The organism is Paenibacillus sp. 2TAB26 (assembly GCF_052115145.1).
GTDB lineage: Bacteria > Bacillota > Bacilli > Paenibacillales > Paenibacillaceae > Pristimantibacillus.
The window spans coordinates 271,795-292,048 of sequence record NZ_JBFRGC010000001.1 but is presented as its reverse complement, the minus strand read 5'-3'; the positions used below and the strand labels follow the sequence as shown (position 1 = coordinate 292,048).

The window sequence follows — 20,254 nt, the reverse complement described above, 5'->3', positions numbered from 1 at the left end:
TTAACGCAGGGCTATTCTCAATTCTTCAACCGTAAGAGACTTAAATAAAAAAAAAGCCACCCTCAGGGCGGCAACTCAATCTTTTAATTCGATTAAATGACTGTCGATTGTGTTTGTTTGAACGTGTTTCCACTCGTTTGTGCCGCTAGTTGGTTATATTGTTTAGCTGCCTGAATCCAGGTTTCTTTCAAATCAATCAGATGAGAAAGCACTTCTTCAACCGGTTCTACATCCTTCTTCATATTCGCCTCAATTAATCGCATATTAAAATACTCATATAAGTGTAGCAAGTTTTCTGATATAGGATTAGAACGATCGATTGTAATAACAAACTCACTAACTATATCCTGAACCCGTAGTAGACTTGTATTTGCATCTGAATAACGTTGTTCTCTAATTGCTTCAATTCCTTGACGGCAAAAACGAATAGCGCCATCGTAGAGCATAATAAGTAGTTGTCCTGGAGTTGCCGTTTGAACTGTGTTTTGAAGATACTTATTACGTTGTTGAAGTTGCATTGTTTATCCTCCTAGAACTAAATTAATTTATCATTTATGCGCTGTGTGAGTTCATCATCTTACAATAATGAATTAGCCTTTCTTATCTATAAGTATACCAGCCATTTCCCACATCTTAGCGACAAAATCCAACGTTTTCTCTGGAGGAATCTCACGAATGACTTCACCCGATGCACTGTCTAATACTTTCACTGAAATGATATTGGTCTGTTTATGTACAGAAAACTCTAGGTTTGTGCTTTTTCCCTCGATAGCCTTAATTGCTCTATCGATGGCCTTAACTAGCTGTTCTTCGCTAATTGCGACATGCTCACCGCGGGCCTCTGCTTTTTTCAGTTCCGAAGAACTTGAAAATTTCGAAAGTTGTTGAGAATCACTCACCGTACTTGAACTCTCTTTCACTGCCCCAGTATTACCTAAATCCATACTAGTAGCAACTCTAATCGACGAATTACTCGTCACTGTAGCCGGTATATTAGTGTTCATTACCTATCATTCCTTCCGCATCAATAGTCCTAGTTAATATATCGGTAACTATTCTCTTTTGCATTAGAAGAAAACTTGTATATTTTATTGGGTATTTCACTTGGGTATTTCACAATATGAATAAATAAAAATAGGCCTCTCCTAAGAGAGAGCCTCTGCCCACTATTATTTCTTTTTATCGAAAAATGCACCGTATGGAGAATGTGAGTTACCATAATCCCCATATTGCTGATTAACAGCTTGACTTCTCTTCATGTTCATTATTTCAGATCCCAAATTCTGTTTCTTACGATTCATTATTGGAAAAATTCTTTGATCAACTTCATATGCTGGTTGAAGATAGGTTTGTATCTGAATCTCGGTAAAAGAACATCCGTGTTCCAATGCTTCTGACACAAGATCAATCACMTCTTGTCTCTTATCCAGAAGTTCTACCCATTCTTCAGGCTCACTATTATCTTCTAATATTCTCTGCTCCAACGTATATGTATATGATAAAAAATCGTTAAGCAGAGAATCTAGAGAAGTATTCATAGTCGGTAACCCACTCCTTCTGAAGCTGTTAAAAAATGATTTTTTTAAAAAATCCAGCTAACTTAACCTAGTTGTTGTGATAACCAATTTCCTTGGGCATTCGCTTTACTCATCGCAGTTTCCATTGCGGTGAACTTCTTCCAATAACGACTTTCTATGTCCTCTAATCGTTTTTCCCATCTACTAATATCTGTATTAATTCTAGTTAGACCTTGACCAAGAATACTCTTGTCTGCAAATGATCCGGAACTTCCAGCTTTCTCTGTAAGTTTAGCCATCGTACCGTTAATTTGATCGTATAAACGCTCGATCAAGCCACTCTCGGAAAATTTAGTAGTAGCATCCGTCGAAGTACTCTTTTTAGTAAACAGATCCATTATAGCATTCCCATTTATAGAAATGGCTTCTTTTAGCTTCGTTTCATTAATATAAAGCTTCCCTTTTTCTGAATAATCACCCGTTGTAATTCCAAACTCACTCAGATTATCATATTTTGCATCCATTCCAGCGCCAGTAACATTCGCTGATAAAGCTAGACGCATTTGAGATAACGCATTAGATAACAAAGCATCTTGGCGTAGTAAGCCGCTCTTGGCCTTTTGTTCCCATTGTTCAACTTGCTTATCGGATAATGATTCCTTCTCTTCGTTTAATAAAGGTTTATAATCTCTGTAGGTGCGTTCACTTAACTTACCATTTATCTTATCTATAATTTCGTTATATTTGTCTACATATTCTTTAACCGATTTAAAAACAGCGTCCTCATCAGGTTTGAGACTAATTTCTGCTTTTCCCGGACCTTTAATGTTAAATTCAACACCATCAAATGTGAAGGTATTACTATTGATTACATATGAAACACCGTTAATAAGTACGCTTCCTGATGTACCAGGTGTAGCAGGTTTGTTTTGCGGGGGAACCGCTGGGTCTGGACCCAACTTAGATTGAAATTCAGAACTTATTGCAATAGCTGGATATTTTCCATTCGAAGTGAACGTTATAGATTTATCATCTTTCATAAAGCTTGCTGTGATACCGGTTTGTGATGATAATGCATTAATTTTTGCTACAACGCTGTGTATGGTATCAGTGATGGTTACATCAATACGATCTTTAATAGGGTCTGGACCAATTGTAAAGGAAAAATCTTCYGCAACTAATCCAGTCCCATTTATTAAACTGTCTTTGATCGTAAACTTCRAAGTTTCATTCTGCGCTGCTACGGGGGCTGACTGTAATTCTACATTATATACAGAAGCACTCGGAGTCCCCTTTTGCTTTACAGAAACTATCGAATCATTACTAGATGTTAATACCTTCTTCTGATAATTTGATTGTAGCTTCATATCAAAGGTTTTATTTTTTAAATCGGATAGGAGGGCGTTCATTTCTCGATATTGGTCGCGTCTCCACTCTTCTGTTTGCTTCTTTTGAAGAAGTTTATTTAGCGGTGCGCTCTGAGCTTTCATGAGATTTTTGACGATTGACTCTGTATCCATACCTGAGACTAAGCCACCCATACGAATTGGACTTACCATAGTATTCTTCCACCCTCTTCTCTTAATGTCTTATAAAACTTAAATCTCTTATCAAATCACTATTACTTTCCCGGGCTCTAAATTGATTTTTTATATGTGTTTTACTTTTTCTCAAAAGAGAATTGCCTATCACATTTCGTGATACATAATTTATATATACTATTAGTACTATCGGATCGAAATAGAATATAGTTTAGGAAATTTGATAAATATTGATAAATTAGAATACAACAGGTCAGTTGCTCATCCTCTATTTTCAACTAGACTGTTTTTGGTCTTCTACTCATCAATGACTCACACAAAAACAAATCATCTTCCGTATCAATGTCATGAGAACGATTTTTCGGCATAACAAATGCAACTGTATTATCTTTTAAGAATGACTTGTTCTTTATAAGCCACCTTGTCTCCGCTACATAAACAGCTCCATTAACCATAAAAACATCAGATAAATCCTGACGCCGGGCTGGTATATCATTCTGAGGGATAAGCAGTTGCATATGGTTATTTTCTCCTAAGGTGTACATCCAATATGGTGATTTGTCCACTTTCGCTACGCTCACACAAGCAGGAGCACCGGTTTCTATAATTCTTTCTATACATCCATCAATATCATCTGCTAGTCTCAGTGGAGATGTTGGCTGAAGAAGAACAACGTAATCATAGTCAGGTAATTTTTCTATAGCATGAAGGACAGGGGCAATCCCCGGTGTTGTATCTAGTGAAAGATGTTTGGGACGAATAAATGGAACCTCACAGCCATAGCTTTTTGCAACTTCAATAATTTCAGGATCATCAGAAGATAAAATAAGTCTATCTATATATTTTGATTTAATTGCTTGTTCCATTGTCCAGAAAATCAATGGTTTTTGGGCTAGATTTATTATGTTTTTTCGTGGAAGGCCTTTTGAACCACCCCGGGCTGGAATGACAGCGAGTATTTTTTTCTTATTTATCATACAAAAACCCCCCGAAAGTCACCAATAGCCTTCTCATAATCATCCACTCTTCCAATGTCAAGCCAATACTCTCTCAATGGGAAGGCAGAGACCCCTCTTTGCAATTCAATCATCATCTTAAGCAAGTCAGGCATATCAAAAAACTCATTCTGAGGTATATATCTCAAAACTTCAGGATCCAATACATATATTCCGGCATTTACAAAGTTTTTGTGAACTGGTTTTTCAACGATAGAACGAAGTCGATGATTTTCCGTTTCGATTACGCCATATGGAATCTGATATTCGTATTCTCGTACACATATTGTAGCAGCTGCTTTTGTTTCATAATGGAAATCTAGTAATTGTTCATAATTGATTTTTGTCAGCAAATCGCCATTCATGACGAAAAATGGAGCCTTTGGCCATTCGTCCAAAAGCGATAATGCCCCTGCTGTTCCCAATCTCTTATCCTCTTCGATATACTCAATATTTACTCCCAGATGCCTACCATTTTGAAAGTAGTCTTTAATAATTTCTTTTTTATAATTAACGGATAGAATGAAATTTTTAAATCCAAAGTTTTTAAAGCTTTCAATAATTGTTTCTAAGATTGGCTTATCCCCAACCTTAAGCATTGGTTTGGGAATGTCATCTGTTAACGGACGAAGACGTGTTCCTAGACCACCAACCATTAATACAATTACATTCTCTTTTTGTAATAATTGATTAATATCCTCTGCAAATAGTATACGCTGAATTTGATTAGTATTGCTCACGATTGGAAGTTGTCTTAACTGTCGTTTTCTCATTATTTCTTTGTAATAAAAATCTTTTTTTCCGACTCTTTCATATACAGGAGATCTATTCATTACCTCTTGAATAGGTGATTCAAGCGGTAAACCTTTTAATATTCCTCGGCGAATATCACCATCTGTTACTGTGCCTAGCAGATGACTATCTTTATCAACCACAACAGCAAATTGCAAGGCAGATTGATCAATAATTCTCATCGTGCTAATAACTGATATTTCAGGAGTAATTAAAATATCTTTCCAGTTAATCATCAGTTGCGCTCCCTTTTCATATGTAGTAATACGCCTGATGAAAATATTACATCACTTTATTTTTCACACCTGTAATTAGCCACTCGATAATTCTTTCATTCAAATCATTATAAGTTCTTTCTGCTTTTTCTAATTCTACAATCTCAAAATTAGCTAATAGTTCTTTAATATCCTCTTTTGTTGAAAACCGTGCCACACCTTTATCTTTTAATGGTCCCTCAGAGGGAATCCAAGTATTTTTACCGATGTTCTCGCCTGTTTTATCTCCCCAGCTGCCTGTTGCAAAAGTTTTACTGTATACCTTTCCATTTTCTTTTAAAACTCGATAAATTTCATTGTAAATTACAGTTGAATTTTCATAAGAATTAGCATAAATTGCTTCATTATCGATTACAGCGTCGAATGATGAATTTTCAAAAGGTAATGAGATAATATCTCCTACGAATAATTCTCCTGACCAATCAATAACCTCTTTTTTTAATCTCGTTTCAGCTCTTTTAATTGCAGTTTTTGAACCATCTATCCCATAAACTGAAAATCCTTCTCTCGCTACATACCATAAGTTAGCTCCGGTGCCGCAGCCTACTTCTAAAATTTTTATTTCTTTTCTATTTGGAGATCCATAAAAATTACGTGCGATAAAGCGTATCAAATCTTCAGAAGGATATTTCCCCCACTCTTGACTGTTAAATACTTGCTCCCATGTTTGATCCCAAGCCATTATATACACTCCTTTTCTTATCGATAAAATAAAATAAATTGCTTTTTTTGAGGATTTTCTTTTAAATATACTGATTTTAATTCATCATAAATTCTATGATTATGTTCATAGCTTCCGATTTGAAATGGCAATTCCTTTTTTGAAAATCCTCTCTTAAAAAAAAGAAGTGGGTTTTCATCCGAACTATCTGTTCCTCCACCTAAATATAAGGCTTGTATGTTGCAACGCTTTGCATATTCAGCAAATTCATATATCAGTAAATTTGCAACATTCTTTTTCCTGCCTTCCTCATTTGACGCAGAGAGATGATATTCCGCAATCTGACCACTTGCAAAGAAAATTGAAGCTCCTATAACCTGACCCATCTCATTTTCTGCACTAACTAAATACACTAATTCATTTTGTAATAATTGAACAAAGTATTTATCATTAAAAAAGTAATCTTCCGTTGATTTCTTTTTGATCATCAGTTCAGTATACATGTCAATAAATTGTTGGATGTATGTTCTGGACTTGGAAAAAGTAATCTTAAGATTACTTTTTTGAGCTTTCCTGATCGCAGTCCTAACTCGAGTACTAAATTCGCACAGTAAATTTTGTTTAGTAGTATCGATATAAACAGTCTGTCTATTTTTGGTAATCTGACCATAATAGTTAATTTCATTTTTCATCAATGGGTGGAAACGGATAAATTCAACCAGCACGGATTGATCTAAGCACCATTTTTTGTATTCCTCGATACATCCATCTATAAACAATTTATCTCCAAAGCAAAGCGGCCCGCCATATCCATATGGTGATTGGACATCAAAAAAAGTTGTGTTTGGTACTTTTCCAAAATGAAAGGCATGATAATAGATATTTCCATTATCTTCTTTTGCAAAAAAGATAGTTTGTATATCTTTTTTATTACAAGCATCATTAATGACGTATTCAGGATGAAAATAAAAAGACTGCATTTCTACAGGTAATTTATTAAAAATATGTAATGCTTGTTCTGTAGATACAATCATTTTAAAGTAATCTCCTCATCCATAATGAAATCCTTTACAGACTTTTCCTTTAAAATATTCCAATACTCAAAAGGAGATATACCATTACCGGGTCTTTTAATTGTGATATTATCAACTGTGAAGACTTCACCTTGTTTGATTTCCTTACTTGCAACTATGCTTTTTCTTGCAATTTCAACGTTTTTCATTTCGGATTTAGAAGGAATCTTTATGCCGGTCCCTTTTGCTGATTCTACTTGCCTTATTGCTTCAATCATTTGTATCAATTCTTCCGGTGAAAGTGAAGCCTGATGATCTGGTCCCTCTGCTTGTTTGTCATACGTAATGTGTTTCTCAATAACCGTTGCTCCTAAAGCAACGGCGGCAATTGTTATTGCGATTCCTTCTGTATGATCTGAGTACCCTGACTGCAATCCAAACGCAGTTTTCATCGTATTGATAGCCAATAAATTAACATCTTGAACAGGTGCAGGATACTCTGTAGTGCAATGTAACAATACCACGTGTTCTTTCAAAAGTTGCTGTCCTTCTTGCGAGATATAAGCCTCTTTAAACACATTAATAGATGGAGTTTCTGTTTTCTGTAATAAACCGAATGCTATAACACCAAGTGCTGCTTCTACTTCACTTAATGTTGACATTCCTGTTGATAATATTATTTTCACTCCTTTTCGAGCTATATGATAAATAAGCGGCGCATTTGTAATCTCTCCAGAAGGGATTTTTATTGTTTTTAACATTAGCTCATCAATTAAAAAATTAGCACTCTCTATATCAAATGGCGTCGATAAAAATTCAATTTCACTTGCATCGCAATGTGCTTTTAACTCTTTAAATTGTTCAAAAGAGAGTTCAAGCTTTCTCACCATATCAAATTGCGACTCTTCTCCACCCGTTGTATTAATTTGATACTCCGCTTTAGGGGCGTGCATACTAATAACATTTTCTGTTTTGAATGTCTGAAACTTCACAGCATCCGCTTTACCCTTTACTGCAATATCCACTAACTTCTTTGCCAATTCGATGTCACCATTATGATTAACTCCTGCTTCAGCAATAATAAATGTTCTACTCATTTACTCACCTCTAGGAAAAATTGAGAAATATATCTCACTAAATAATAAACATGATCTTCGTTCATTCTTTGGTCGATCGGTAACGTTAATATATTTAAACTTACATTTAAATCTTCTTTAAACGTACTATCTGAGATATTCCAATGAATAGGACAAAAAATATTATGCCTAATTAAAAACTGTCGTAGATCATTGCGAAAACCACCACTAACTAAAACTGGGAAGCCTAGTGGAACTTCATAACTTGAAATAGTTTCAAAGATCACATTTAAAAAACTACTAATATGAACATCTTGCTCAATAAGCTCCTTTAATAAGAACCAATTCCTTCTCCTTACTGATTTGATTTCTTCAAAATCTATTCTTTCCATTAAAAAGGTTGAAAAATCCGAAATTCCATTCAATGATATTATATTATCTAAGCGTGCTTCCGAATGCTTAAGCAATGGTAGATAATCAGTGTCTTTCATAGAAAGCGAACGTCTTATTTTCCCCTCAATTTGATCTAACAAAAATTCCATATTATCGAAATTCGGGAACAAATTTATTTGTATGTTTTTATTGCTAATCAACAATGCACCGTCTGGTTGTGGAGTGAATTTTCTGTAACTATATATCCTAAAATCAGACCATTCGCTATATATATCAGAAAAGGCCGCCTGTACACAATCTTCAATAACATAAAAGCGCTGTTCTAGCTTTTTAAGTCTCAGCCAATTACTCATTGATTTATTTTCATGCCCAAAGTAATGAACAAATAAAAAAACAACATTGTTTAAATCTTCAGGTAAATTAGCTGGTGTTTTTAAATCAGCGCCCATCGAATAAAAATGAATTGTGTATTTTTTTTTTTTGAAAGGCTGTATAACAGAATCACAAACGTATGCTGGTAAGTAAGCTATTCTTTCTATACCCCTACCCTCTAATTCCTCTAAAGCATGATAAATAGCAGAACGCCCTGTTGCTGTCCATATATAGTGAGAATGCTTTTTCGTTATATCTTTCATGTCTCTCTTTTTACTAGAAAGCAATAATGAAACATCAATCTCCATATCGCCGCCTATTCTAAACATGATTTCCTTCATTCCTATCTAATTTATATCGTAGAACGATTTTTTTATAATGTCTCTTAAATCTATATTCTTTAAGAGATTAATAATATTTTTAGATGTAGTAGTTCCATCATACTTTAAGTTTATATGTGCTAGTGACCGTTGAAACTCTGTCGAAAGAGCCCACTGAATAGATTTTATAATATCATCTTTTATTGGATTACAATTTATTATAGAACTTGCCATCAAACGCCCCTCTTGCCTACTCCCAATATTAATAGTCGGCCTTGACAGAGCTGGTGCTTCCGTAACCCCACTTGAGGAGTTACCAATTACTAATTTACTATATTTCATTGTGCTTAAATATCTTAATTGTCCCAAGGAAAAAAAGGATTTTACACGATCAGGATTTGTTGCAGTATAATCATCAATTAATTGATTTATCCTTCTGCCTTCAGAATCTGCATTCGACTTCGTAAAAATAATCTGATAGTCTGGAAAATCATTTAAAGCCAATAGTAAATTCGCCATTTGTTCCTCTGCCGTTTCAACTTCAAGTGTACAAGGATGAAATGTGACTAAGAAAAACTTCTTAAGATTATAACCATAAAACTCATCTAACTCTTCTTTTGACAAAAAAGACATTTTACGAATATTTTCAACACCCAAGTCACCTACATTAAATACTCGATTAGGTTGCTCTCCAAGCTGGATAACACGCTTTGTATATTCCTCATTGGCAGTAAAATGGATATGACTCATCTTTGTAAGCGAATGTCGAATCGACTCATCAATTGCACCCTCTGTCAATTCCCCACCAGAAATATGTGCAACAGGGATCCTCATCACTAATGCAGTCTGAGCAGCGCTTAATATTTCAAATCGATCTCCTAGTAAAACCAACACATCTGGCTGCAATCGCTGAAATGCATCAGCGAATCCTAATATAGCAATTCCCATTGATTTCGCTATGCCTGGTGGTGTATCAGATGACAATAGCATTTCTATTTTTTCATCTATTTCAAATCCATCTTCTTCAATTTGTTTATACGTTAATCCAAACTCTGGAGATAAGTGCATACCTGTCACAACCAATTGCAAATCCAACTCATCATCGTTTTGGATTTCCCGCATTATTCGGCATAAGAGACCATATTCTGCACGGGTTCCGGTAATAATACATATTTTACGATTAGCCATTATAATCTCCTTGCAACGGAGTTGATGGAATATTAATAACTCGTTTATTCATTTGATTGGTAACGGAAAGATCTGCCTTTGGACAATGTGCGTAAGGCATTAATTCGTTTAGAGGTGTCCAGATTGGACGTGCCATTACACCTTCGCTATTCAATAGATCCAAAACAGAATCACGAGAGTGGCTATTTTCATCAAGTAATAGCGTCTGCAGCCAGTAATTACTTTTTCCAAAAGAAGGCTCATTAAACACTTGCACACCTTCAACTTTTTCGAACAATTGCTGATAATGCTTTGTTAATTCTCTTTTTGATGAGATAAAAACATCTATCTTTTCTAGTTGTGCACATCCAATTGCTGCATTAATATTCGGCATTCGGTAGTTGTACCCGATTTCATCATGACGGTATTCCCAACGATGAGGAAATTTAGCTGTTGTCGTAATATGCTTTGCATAATCAGCAAGTTTTTCATCATTAGTTAAAATAGCACCGCCGCCACCGGTTGTTATAATTTTATTTCCATTAAAGCTAATTGCCCCAACTAGTCCAAGCCCACCAGTATGCTTGCCTTTGTAAAAAGAACCTAATGATTCGGCTGCATCTTCTACAAGAACAAGACCGTAACGGTCACAAATATCGATTATTGGATTAATATCAACTGGATGTCCAAATGTATGCATAGGAACAACCGCGCGAATGACCCTCCCCGTTAGCTTATTGATTAACTGGCCATTTTTAATAATTCCAATTTCTCGAATATGTTCTTCAAGTTTCACAGGATCTATCCCAAGTGTTTGTTCAGATACATCTATAAAATGTGGAATTGCCTGTATATACGAAACTGCATTGGCTGTCGCTATAAACGTTAGCGCTGGAATAAATACCTCATCATTCGATTTCACACCCGCTATTTTAAGCGCTATATGTAAAGCTGCAGTACCATTAACAACAGCAACTGCTCGTTTCACACCTACGTATTCTGCTAGACGATGTTCAAACTCATCGACATATTTCCCAACAGATGATACCCATCCTGTTTGTATACAATCTGTTACATACTCCAGTTCTTTTCCACAGAATGTTGGTTCATGTAATGGAATAAAACCCCTATCTCCGTGAATGGCTTTTATGCTCTGGGCTATGCTTTTCCATTGATTATTCATATGTTATATACATCTGCCTTATATCGAGATAAATTTTCTGGATTCGTGAACCATTCAATGGTTTCCTTTAAACCACGCTTAAACCCATCAATTCCCCCGTAAGCAGGCTCCCAGTCGAGTAGTTCTTTCGCTTTTTGATTATTGGCCCAGAGTCGTTCCACTTCACTTTTCTCAGGACGATGACGAATTTCGTCTGTTTCAATTTCGATTTCCACACCCATAACTTCTGCAATAATAGCAGCTGTTTCACCGATTGAAATTTCATAATTGCTTCCGATATTAATAACTTCGCCAAGCGCTTTATCACTATTTAATATGGAGATGAACCCATTTACCGTGTCTTGTACATAGTTAAAGTCTCTCGTTGGACTGAGGGCTCCAAGCTTGATTTTCCGCCCGCCCGAAGCAAGCTGTGTAATAATAGTCGGTATAACAGCACGTGCGGATTGACGTGGTCCATATGTATTAAAAGGTCGAATAATCGCTATAGGTGTCTCGAATGAACGGTGGAAGGCTAATGCCATTTGGTCTGCACCGATCTTAGACGCTGAATAGGGCGACTGTCCTTGCAGGGGGTGATCCTCATCAATCGGTACATATTTGGCAGTGCCATAAACTTCACTCGTTGATGTATGAACTACTTTAGCTATATTAAGCTCACGTGCAGCCTGCAGCACATTTAGTGTACCTTTGATATTCGTGTCTACATAAGTATCTGGCGAATGATAGGAATAGGGAATTGCGATTAGCGAAGCCAAATGCAGCACTTTATCACAATCTTTCATCGCTTCCTTAACTCCATAGGGGTCTCTTATGTCCCCAGCGAAAACTTCAAAATCTGATTTATAAGTGGAATGATCTAGCCACCCCCAAGAGTTGAATGAGTTATAATAAACAAATGCTTTCACATCGTAACCTAACCCTACCAACTTTTCTGTTACATGTGAGCCTATAAAACCGTCTGCTCCTGTTACAAGAACTTTCCCATATTTACCCAAATACCCTCACCTCCTTATAACACTAATTAAATTCTTTTAAGCTTTCTTCGAGTATAGCAATAATATTGGTGATAACAAAAACACTAATCGTAAAAAATTCAACTTGTATTTCTCTGTTTCTTCTAAAATTTTCTGAGGTTAGAACGTTTTCAATATCATAAAGCTTCCAAAACGCTGTAAGCAACGCGGGTTGCAAAGTGTGCCTTAACAACCAATTCTCCGTTACTATTCCGTATAGTGGATCACTCTTCTGTAATTTTTTTAAGATTTTTTGCATTTCTTTATCTGATGGAGATATTGCAATTTTCAATTTTGAGATTTCAATTTTTTGGTTTTCAAACTTCACTTTTAGCTCAGAGAAGAACTTAACTTGTTCGTGGATTACTGTTATCATTTTATCTTTAGAAAGTGGATATGATTGCTTATTCTTCAGTACATCTTTGACCGATTGTATTTGTTCTGAACAATAATTTTGTAACACATCTTCTAAAGTCATTTGGACCGTATTTGCAATTTTTGCGCCCCCTTCGGTCGCATTAATGACGAATAACTTATTATCAAATATTTGCTTTTCAAACCATAGTCTAAAATTGATCCACATTTCAGTTGTAGTAACCTTGTCGCCATAGTAACCTTCAACTAATAATTTCTCAACATCAGAGAACACTTGAGTTGTGAATTTTTTATTATCATAAATCGTTCCACCAGCATGAGACTGTTCAGTCGAACTTCCAAATGCTAAGTCTTGACCCACTAACACAATCGGTGAAGCACCGATGTGTTCGGCGAAACCAAACGCAACATGCGCACATGATACACCCATTCTAATCGAATTATCTCCTGTTAATCCAAATACATTCTGTATCCAGTTAAACTCACCTACGTTTTCCCTCATTGGAACGATGAAGTCGCCTTTGAAATCTTCAAATACTTTAGGATACAGAACAAGAGGAGCAACAAGCGATATTTCACTCGGGTAATTTTTGTTCTCATAAAAATAAGAATACGTTTCAATTTCCCGTTCTATTGAACAAATAAAATCAGGAATAATCCCTTCATCGCAAAGTCTGCTTGCAATGGTATCTACTGCAATAATAACAGCCTTATTTTTCATTTTCTTTATTTGGTCTATATTCTTATTAAGCGATGGACCCGCGGCTACAATAATTGCTGGTTTATTTGCAAAAGAATTTTTCAAATGCGAGACATCTTTAGAGCGTATTAAACATTTTATATTTTTCATACTTTGAGTAAAGCCAGTTAAACTATCTTCAACAGAATTACCTAACACAAGCGCTTTATATTTCACCGTTTCTGTAACTTTTTTCACTAATGCTACACTTACATCTACTCCATTGTTTCTGTAATACGATGTGAAATAAAATTTAATATTTTTCATATAATAGACAAGTATGGTTGAAAATAAATTATCTAAGAAAAAAGCAAATTTATTCAAATCATCAGCAAAAAGTACTACGCGCGAATTATTAAATAGTCCTAAATCTTGATTATTTAATGCGTGATGAAAAAATGAAAAGTTAGGCTCAACGATTATGAGGTATGACTCTTTGCTCATGGTTCGAATTACAGTTTCAATTTCGTTTATGGAATTAATACCGACGCAAATAATGAGTTCCCGTTTGTTAGGATTAGGTTTATTCGATTCATCAAATTCATGGCCTTGTATGAACAGTTGGTCGTTCATAAACGTATGTTGAATATCATCTTCTTTAGGCTGACCTATCCAATGAGCAGTGTTTACAGATAATAGTTCAATGTTTTTATCCAATAGAGTCTTAACCATGCTGAATGCTCCCTTATCTCACAAAATCAATATCAATAATCTATTACTAAATTTCCACTAAATAACATTTATGATACCAAAAAATCTCCCGAAAAATTCGAGAGATTTTTTGGATTTTTCGTTTAATGCTATTCAATCGTATTAATCGTATAGATTATCTCAACAATTGAAGTACGCCTTGCGGCTGTTGGTTAGCTTGAGCAAGCATCGCTTGTGCAGCTTGTGCAAGGATACTATTTTTCGTTTGTGCCATCATTTCCTTAGCCATGTCTGTATCACGGATACGAGATTCAGCAGCAGTCAAGTTCTCTGATGCAGCGCCTAAGTTGTTAATCGTGTGCTCAAGTCTGTTTTGAATAGCACCCAAGCTTGAACGTTGGGAAGAAACTTTTTGCATAGCGTTTTGTACCGTTTCAATTGCTGTAGCAGCACCGAATTTAGAAGAAATATCAATATCTTTAACTCCCAAAGCAGATGCACGCATGTCACTAACCGAGATGAATGCTGTTTGGCCCGCATTTGCACCGATTTGTGTCATGATCGAACCAGCAAGATCGCTAGAAGCAACTTCAGCTTTACCGAATACAAACGTCATGCTTTCTCCGACTTTCATGTTAGTAGCAGGGTCGGAAATAGCCAAAGTTTGGTCTGCTGTGAAAATGCCACCTGCTGCACTGAAAGTGATAGCTGATGAACTAACTGTGATAGCTGTTGATGAAACTGCTTTACCATCCGGTCCAACAATTGAGAATGTGCTAGTAGTAGAAGTTCCGCCTGTCTTAACAATCATATAAGCGCCATCTTTGCCTGAGCCTGTAGCAGCAGCAGTATTTAAAGCATCTGCAACAGACGTTGCAATTGTAACGCCTGAGTTATTGTTGATTTTAGCAAAACCAGCTACTGCCTCAGTTACACCTTTAGCAGAACCATCAAGCAATTTCTTTGTATTGAACTCCGTTGTGTTACCGATACGGTCAAGTTCAGATACCAATTGCTTAACTTCAGATTGAAGCTCTTTACGGTCAGCATCTGTGTTTGTATCATTCGCAGATTGAACAGAAAGTTCACGCATACGTTGCAAGATGGAGTGAGTTTCGTTCAATGCACCCTCAGCCGTTTGGATCAAGGAAATGCTGTCTTGAGCATTTTTTGAACCCATTTCTAGACCGCGGATTTGACCACGCATTTTTTCGGAAATTGCAAGACCTGCTGCATCGTCGCCAGCACGGTTAATTTTCAAACCTGAAGACAATTTTTCGATGTTTTTGCTTGTTGCTGCTTGGTTAGCACCCAATTGACGGTGCGTGTTCAAAGCTGTAATGTTGTGGTTAATAATCATTAGTATTTCCTCCTTGAAATTTTCGTATTTCCGCATCCTTGCGGAAGCTTACGATAATAGTTCGGCCGCTCTATTATCGCGCTACTATATTTATCGGAATCCTACTTCAATTGTTTATAGCTTATAATTAAATATACGATTATTTTTTAAAAAACTTTGTAACGTCCTCTATGGATACAGAATTAATAGCTGCTGCACGATTTTCAGCTTGTATAGCCATATATATTTCTTTCCGATGAATATCTACTTCCTTCGGGGCTCTTATCCCTAATTTCACATTGTCCCCTTCTACGCCCAGAACAATAATTTCAACGTTTGTTCCAATCATAATGGACTCATTGCTTTTACGTGATAAAACAAGCATAGCTTTTCTACCTCCCTAGGTTTGATTGAGCGGAGCACGCGAGCTGTATGTATTATCATGGAGAATGAGCTGTTTGCCGAGCAGCGTTCTTCGATTCAAAATAATAGGGGCAAGTAAATTGATTGTTGCATTCGCAAAGTCTGTGTTTACGGTCAGCACAGACCAAATCTCGACCTCTTCTTCACTGTTGATTCCCAGTTCTTCTTTAACATGATCGGGGAGCTGCCATTCATACTCTGGATAAAATAAGAACGGGTCTGCAACCAATAAAGATATGGATGGTTCATCACCAGCCTTCATTAGCTTCATCGGCAGATTATCTCCAACCTCTTCAAATATGAATTGAGTCAAGTGCTCAAAGCCTGGAATGCCCTGCTCAAACTTATAGCTAGTTTGTTCTGTATTCACATTATAACCCCCTAATAGGATAACTATTTTATTAAAAATAAAAACTATAGACCCTATGCGTTTTACGCAATTGATCCATAGTTTTAACATTAACGATCTCTAAATAAGTTGGTCAATTTGTGGTGGTATAATCTCCACTTTAGGATATTGACTCATATAAATATCTAGCTTGCCGCGCTCGTATTCAATAATAGGCTTGTTCACTTGCACGTTATAATTCACTCTGCCAGGAGTCGTATCAATGGTCAGTTCACCAGGTATATATTCAATATCAATATTATCATAGGAAGCTTCCCCGACAAAATCAAACTCAGGAAATGTTCTTTGCCACTCCCTGGCCATCTCCGCTATCGGATTCCCTCCCAAATGAATCGATGCCATCTGATCGCCCTTCTGCACAATACGTGCAATGCCCTTTAAAGCGATATCGGAAGCCATTGAATATATTTTGCTCATCGTCTCTAAATTGTTTCCAAGCGCTAAAGCATCATATACGCGATCCTGATTAATTTCGAGCCTTCCTTTTGTCGTCTGAAAATGCTGTTCCGGGCGAATTTGTTCCATCTCTATTGTAGGAGCTGGCTGCTCAATTCGTTGTTTTCCCAAATCAGCATCGATAAAAAGAGCTGCATCCTGCGTACGTATCTGAATCTGAGGAATTTGCATGTTAAGCTCCACCTATCTCAAGAAATCAACCAAGCTTGGACGTATAAGCTGTGCTCCTACAGATAGGGAAGCTTGGTACACGTTTTCCTCTGTCTTCATATTCGTAATCACTTCTGACATATCTGCATCTTCCGTTTTTGCTTGTATCGTTTTTAGATTGATTTCGATATCCGCAAGTCTATTTTGGATAATATCAACTCGATTGACCTTTGCTCCGACTTCAGCTCTCTTCGAAAGCATCGTATTCATACGAGTCTCTACCTGACTAATTAGTGCGGAAATTCCTTTTTGATCACTTGAACCCAACATATCATGTGCACGTTGAAGCAATAAGAACACGTTGTCGCTGCTTTCAATCTCTGCTTGAGTTGCATTTGGAGATATCGCGTTACCAAAAACTTCATTACCCGTTATATTTATTCCTAATTTCATACCCGCGGATAGTTCATATTTAATGGAACCAGTATCTGAGCTAACTTGATATGCTTTTAACAAAGGTGGATCAGCTACTAAATCCACTTTTCCGTCTGCACCCAGCGTCGGATAAGGCTTATCACCCGTCAATTCCCCATTAAATACTTGTTTACCGTTAAATTGACTATTACCAATTTCAACCATTTGATTGTACATCTGTGATATTTCGACTTTTATCGCGTCAAGGCTTGTTTGTTCGAGCGTTCCGTTTGCGCCCTTAACTAACAATTCCCTAAAACGCTGCATAATATCTCCCGCTTGACCTATAGACGTGTCCGTATATTCCATCATCGATAACGCAGAGCTTACATTTTCGGAGTATTGAGTGTTAGAATCTATCTCGCTCCTGTATCTAAGAGCAAAAGTAATACCAACCGGATCGTCGGAGGGCTTATTGATCTTCATGCCCGTGGAAAGCTGGTTTTGTAGGTTGTTCATACGCCCCATATTGTTCGATATATTACGAAGCAACTGTGTATTCATCATCGATTGTGTTACGCGAAATGACATCCCTTACACCTCCATGTTTTACAGACCTACACGGCCCATCCCATTAATAACTTTATCTAAAATTTCATCAATCATCGTCATATTTCGAGCAGCTGCATTGTATGCATGCTGGAACTTAATCATGTTGGACATTTCTTCATCTAGCGAAACTCCGCTAACCGATTGTCTGCGGGATTCAACTTGGTCGACGATAATTTGTTGATTCGCTTGCATCCGAGTCGCTTCCGCAGCTTGTACACCTAACTGGCCCACAACAGAACGGAAATAAGCATCCACCGTGTTTTTATTTTCACCTGTCCCCGCGTCGAAGTCGAAACGAGTATCTCTCATTTGCGAGAAAAGGACAGCCAAGGAGTTGTTGCCGCTAATGACAGACTCTGAACCATCTGCATTCGTAGCTACTCGCATAGATGTCGCAATCAAGTTAGAATTTGCAACAATTGCAGGATTAAGCGTAATGTTGCCGGCATTCAATCCAGCAGTACTGCCGTTTGCATCTGTAAAGAAAGGCAAGCCCGCTTCTTGTCCCGCCAATGAGTAGCCAAGTTGATGCAAACCATTCAACCCTTTTACCGTAACCTTTGTATCTTCGTTCAGTGTACGATTTGTGCCTGTATAGGTTACGTTATTCAATACTGTTCCTTCTGGCAAAACAGATCCTTTAGGCAGCGTAACCTCAAACTCGCCATTCGCCATCGTTTGAACGAGATTATTGAGTTCTCCGATGTACCCCTCAACGTAATGATCTCTTGCATATATCGTTCCATAAATAGCACCGCTATTTAAATCACCATTAGCAACCGCTGTAGTAACTGCTGCTGAATCCAGAGAAGCAGTAGCTGTTCCTTGCACCAACTCCGTACCGCCCATCGTAATGCGGTAGCCGCTCTCTTGGTCTTCTACGCGAATATTGATTAATCCCGAAAGCTGATCTGTAATTAGGTCACGCTGATCCCGCAAATCATTTGCGTTATCTCCTAGGCTTTCAACCCGTCTAATCTCGCCATTTAACTGGGCGATGCTCGTTGTAATCGAATTAACCGTATTTAAGTTAATCTCTACATTTTCCGTCAAATCGGCTTTTAAATCGCTGAGCTGCTTAGCTGTGTAATTAAAAGAATCCACTAATGCCATCGTTTGTTCCATAACGACTTTGCGGCCATCCGCATTCTCAGGGTTTTTGCTGAGGTCTGACCACGAATTCCAAAAATTCGAGATCACCGTTCTAAGGCCCGTGTCGCTTGGTTCATTAACGATACCCTCTAGTTTAGAGAGAGTGTCGAGCTGAACTGAGAAATTACCAAGTGATTTATATTCATTGCGATACTGATTATCCAGAAATTTCTCTCTAATCCGAGTGATAGAAGACGCCTCAACGCCTGTACCCAGCTGACCAGCTGCTGTTGATTTGGAGAAACCAACCGCGTCTATCGGTCTTGAAGCAGTCATGTTCACCACTTGGCGTGAGTAGCCTGCCGTATTCGCATTTGAAATGTTGTGTCCAGTTGTATTCAAAGCAGACTGAGTGGTAAATAAGCTGCGCCTTGCCGTTTCTAAGCCATGAAAAGTGGATGCCATCGTATATTGTCCTCTCTTGTTACGTTTTCATATTAAAGCGGCCATTACGATTTAAGGCCATGCCTTGAACAGCACGATGATAGGTCGCTTCTTCCTCAGTCGGACCAAGCAGCAAATCTTGCGTAAAATGCAAATGCTCCAGAGTCATCCTTACGAGCTGTTGATTGAATTCGTTAATATCTTGAAGTTTCTTAAGTGCTGCCGACAGCTCATTCCATATCGCCTGAAGCTGCTGCTTCTCATTCGCTTGGTATACAGCTTGTATGAGCTTCTCCATTTTGAACGAACGATGGGCAGTCAGCTTCTGATCAAGCATATATTTCCCTATCAAAAAGATACGCTGCTGCTCCAGATCCATGATCCGCTGAAGACTCTTCTTCTCTTTACTGGAAATATACGAGAGCGTCTCTACTTGGTTCACAGTAATAGCCGACGTCTTCGCGTTGCCGTATTCAATAAGCTGCAGGTGCTCGTCTAAAAGCTCTTGCAAAATCACGATGATTTGCTGGATGTACTCATTCATTTAGAGGATTACTCCTTCAGGAAGGGAAGCAGCTTCTCGGCAATCTTGCCCGCTTCCACATGATAGTTGCCTGTTGCTACCGAACGCTTCAGCTGCTCAATATGTTCTGTTCTGTCCGCTCCGCTTGCTTTGCTTGTCGATAGCAATTCCTTAGCTGCAGCAGAGATTTGAACCTCGTCCTTCTGCTTTGCCTTGTCTGCCCCGCCTACTCTGGCCTCCGAATGCTTCTGGTAAGGATTAAGCGCTCCGATACGATTCGTCTCATTTATTTTCATTGTTTACCCA

General features: G+C 37.4%; 22 protein-coding genes. All 22 read right to left on the bottom strand.

The features are described from left to right. Positions 1-92: 92 nt before the first annotated feature. Positions 93-518, bottom strand: a complete 426-nt coding sequence (gene fliS, locus AB4Z50_RS01270; protein ID WP_076266182.1) for a flagellar export chaperone FliS — start codon at positions 516-518, stop codon at positions 93-95. 72 nt (positions 519-590) lie between these two features. Further along, on the bottom strand, positions 591-944 hold the full coding sequence (locus AB4Z50_RS01265) for a flagellar protein FlaG (protein ID WP_441874777.1): 354 nt from the start codon (positions 942-944) through the stop codon (positions 591-593). Positions 945-1,169: 225 nt separating this feature from the next. Continuing rightward, entirely contained in the window at positions 1,170-1,538 is a 369-nt protein-coding gene (locus tag AB4Z50_RS01260; protein ID WP_441874775.1) for a hypothetical protein, read from the bottom strand. Between the two features lie 62 nt (positions 1,539-1,600). After that, entirely contained in the window at positions 1,601-3,076 is a 1,476-nt protein-coding gene (gene fliD, locus AB4Z50_RS01255; RefSeq protein ID WP_441874773.1) for a flagellar filament capping protein FliD, read from the bottom strand. Positions 3,077-3,336: 260 nt separating this feature from the next. Beyond that, entirely contained in the window at positions 3,337-4,035 is a 699-nt protein-coding gene (locus tag AB4Z50_RS01250; RefSeq protein WP_441874771.1) for an acylneuraminate cytidylyltransferase family protein, read from the bottom strand. After that, positions 4,032-5,081, bottom strand: a complete 1,050-nt coding sequence (locus tag AB4Z50_RS01245; RefSeq protein WP_441874769.1) for a nucleotidyltransferase family protein — start codon at positions 5,079-5,081, stop codon at positions 4,032-4,034. Before AB4Z50_RS01245 ends, AB4Z50_RS01250 begins: the two co-directional genes overlap by 4 nt. A 46-nt stretch (positions 5,082-5,127) precedes the next feature. Next, positions 5,128-5,802: a class I SAM-dependent methyltransferase gene (locus tag AB4Z50_RS01240; RefSeq protein WP_441874767.1), complete on the bottom strand. Its 675-nt coding sequence runs from the start codon at positions 5,800-5,802 to the stop codon at positions 5,128-5,130. Positions 5,803-5,819: 17 nt separating this feature from the next. Further along, complete coding sequence (locus AB4Z50_RS01235; protein WP_441874765.1) at positions 5,820-6,815, bottom strand: GNAT family N-acetyltransferase; 996 nt, start codon at positions 6,813-6,815, stop codon at positions 5,820-5,822. Continuing rightward, the gene (gene neuB, locus AB4Z50_RS01230; RefSeq protein ID WP_441874763.1) at positions 6,812-7,891 is read right to left on the bottom strand and encodes an N-acetylneuraminate synthase; all 1,080 of its coding nucleotides are present in this window, start codon (positions 7,889-7,891) and stop codon (positions 6,812-6,814) included. Before neuB ends, AB4Z50_RS01235 begins: the two co-directional genes overlap by 4 nt. Next, positions 7,888-8,943, bottom strand: coding sequence for a hypothetical protein (locus AB4Z50_RS01225; protein WP_441874761.1), 1,056 nt, complete (start codon positions 8,941-8,943; stop codon positions 7,888-7,890). The genes neuB and AB4Z50_RS01225 overlap by 4 nt, the downstream gene beginning before the upstream one ends. A gap of 39 nt (positions 8,944-8,982) precedes the next feature. Continuing rightward, a complete protein-coding gene (neuC, locus tag AB4Z50_RS01220; protein WP_441874759.1) occupies positions 8,983-10,143 on the bottom strand; it encodes a UDP-N-acetylglucosamine 2-epimerase in 1,161 nt (386 codons plus the stop codon). After that, a complete protein-coding gene (locus AB4Z50_RS01215) occupies positions 10,136-11,305 on the bottom strand; it encodes a LegC family aminotransferase (protein ID WP_441874757.1) in 1,170 nt (389 codons plus the stop codon). The genes neuC and AB4Z50_RS01215 overlap by 8 nt, the downstream gene beginning before the upstream one ends. Continuing rightward, positions 11,302-12,303, bottom strand: a complete 1,002-nt coding sequence (locus tag AB4Z50_RS01210; protein ID WP_441874755.1) for an NAD-dependent 4,6-dehydratase LegB — start codon at positions 12,301-12,303, stop codon at positions 11,302-11,304. Before AB4Z50_RS01210 ends, AB4Z50_RS01215 begins: the two co-directional genes overlap by 4 nt. 22 nt (positions 12,304-12,325) lie before the next feature. Continuing rightward, positions 12,326-14,107: a motility associated factor glycosyltransferase family protein gene (locus AB4Z50_RS01205; RefSeq protein WP_441874753.1), complete on the bottom strand. Its 1,782-nt coding sequence runs from the start codon at positions 14,105-14,107 to the stop codon at positions 12,326-12,328. Positions 14,108-14,261: 154 nt separating this feature from the next. Beyond that, positions 14,262-15,446, bottom strand: coding sequence for a flagellin N-terminal helical domain-containing protein (locus tag AB4Z50_RS01200; protein WP_441874751.1), 1,185 nt, complete (start codon positions 15,444-15,446; stop codon positions 14,262-14,264). A 139-nt stretch (positions 15,447-15,585) separates the two neighbouring features. After that, the gene (gene csrA / locus AB4Z50_RS01195) at positions 15,586-15,810 is read right to left on the bottom strand and encodes a carbon storage regulator CsrA (RefSeq protein WP_339205358.1); all 225 of its coding nucleotides are present in this window, start codon (positions 15,808-15,810) and stop codon (positions 15,586-15,588) included. A gap of 15 nt (positions 15,811-15,825) precedes the next feature. Beyond that, complete coding sequence (locus AB4Z50_RS01190) at positions 15,826-16,218, bottom strand: flagellar assembly protein FliW (protein ID WP_441874749.1); 393 nt, start codon at positions 16,216-16,218, stop codon at positions 15,826-15,828. Positions 16,219-16,317: 99 nt separating this feature from the next. After that, entirely contained in the window at positions 16,318-16,884 is a 567-nt protein-coding gene (locus AB4Z50_RS01185) for a DUF6470 family protein (RefSeq protein WP_441874747.1), read from the bottom strand. A 12-nt stretch (positions 16,885-16,896) separates the two neighbouring features. Next, positions 16,897-17,868 (bottom strand): flagellar hook-associated protein FlgL, encoded by a 972-nt coding sequence (flgL, locus tag AB4Z50_RS01180; RefSeq protein WP_441874745.1) that lies wholly within the window; start codon positions 17,866-17,868, stop codon positions 16,897-16,899. Between the two features lie 18 nt (positions 17,869-17,886). Further along, positions 17,887-19,446, bottom strand: a complete 1,560-nt coding sequence (gene flgK, locus AB4Z50_RS01175) for a flagellar hook-associated protein FlgK (protein ID WP_076266197.1) — start codon at positions 19,444-19,446, stop codon at positions 17,887-17,889. Between the two features lie 19 nt (positions 19,447-19,465). Continuing rightward, positions 19,466-19,969, bottom strand: a complete 504-nt coding sequence (locus AB4Z50_RS01170) for a flagellar protein FlgN (protein ID WP_076266198.1) — start codon at positions 19,967-19,969, stop codon at positions 19,466-19,468. Positions 19,970-19,977: 8 nt separating this feature from the next. Then, on the bottom strand, positions 19,978-20,244 hold the full coding sequence (gene flgM / locus AB4Z50_RS01165; protein ID WP_076266199.1) for a flagellar biosynthesis anti-sigma factor FlgM: 267 nt from the start codon (positions 20,242-20,244) through the stop codon (positions 19,978-19,980). Between the last annotated feature and the right edge of the window lie 10 nt (positions 20,245-20,254).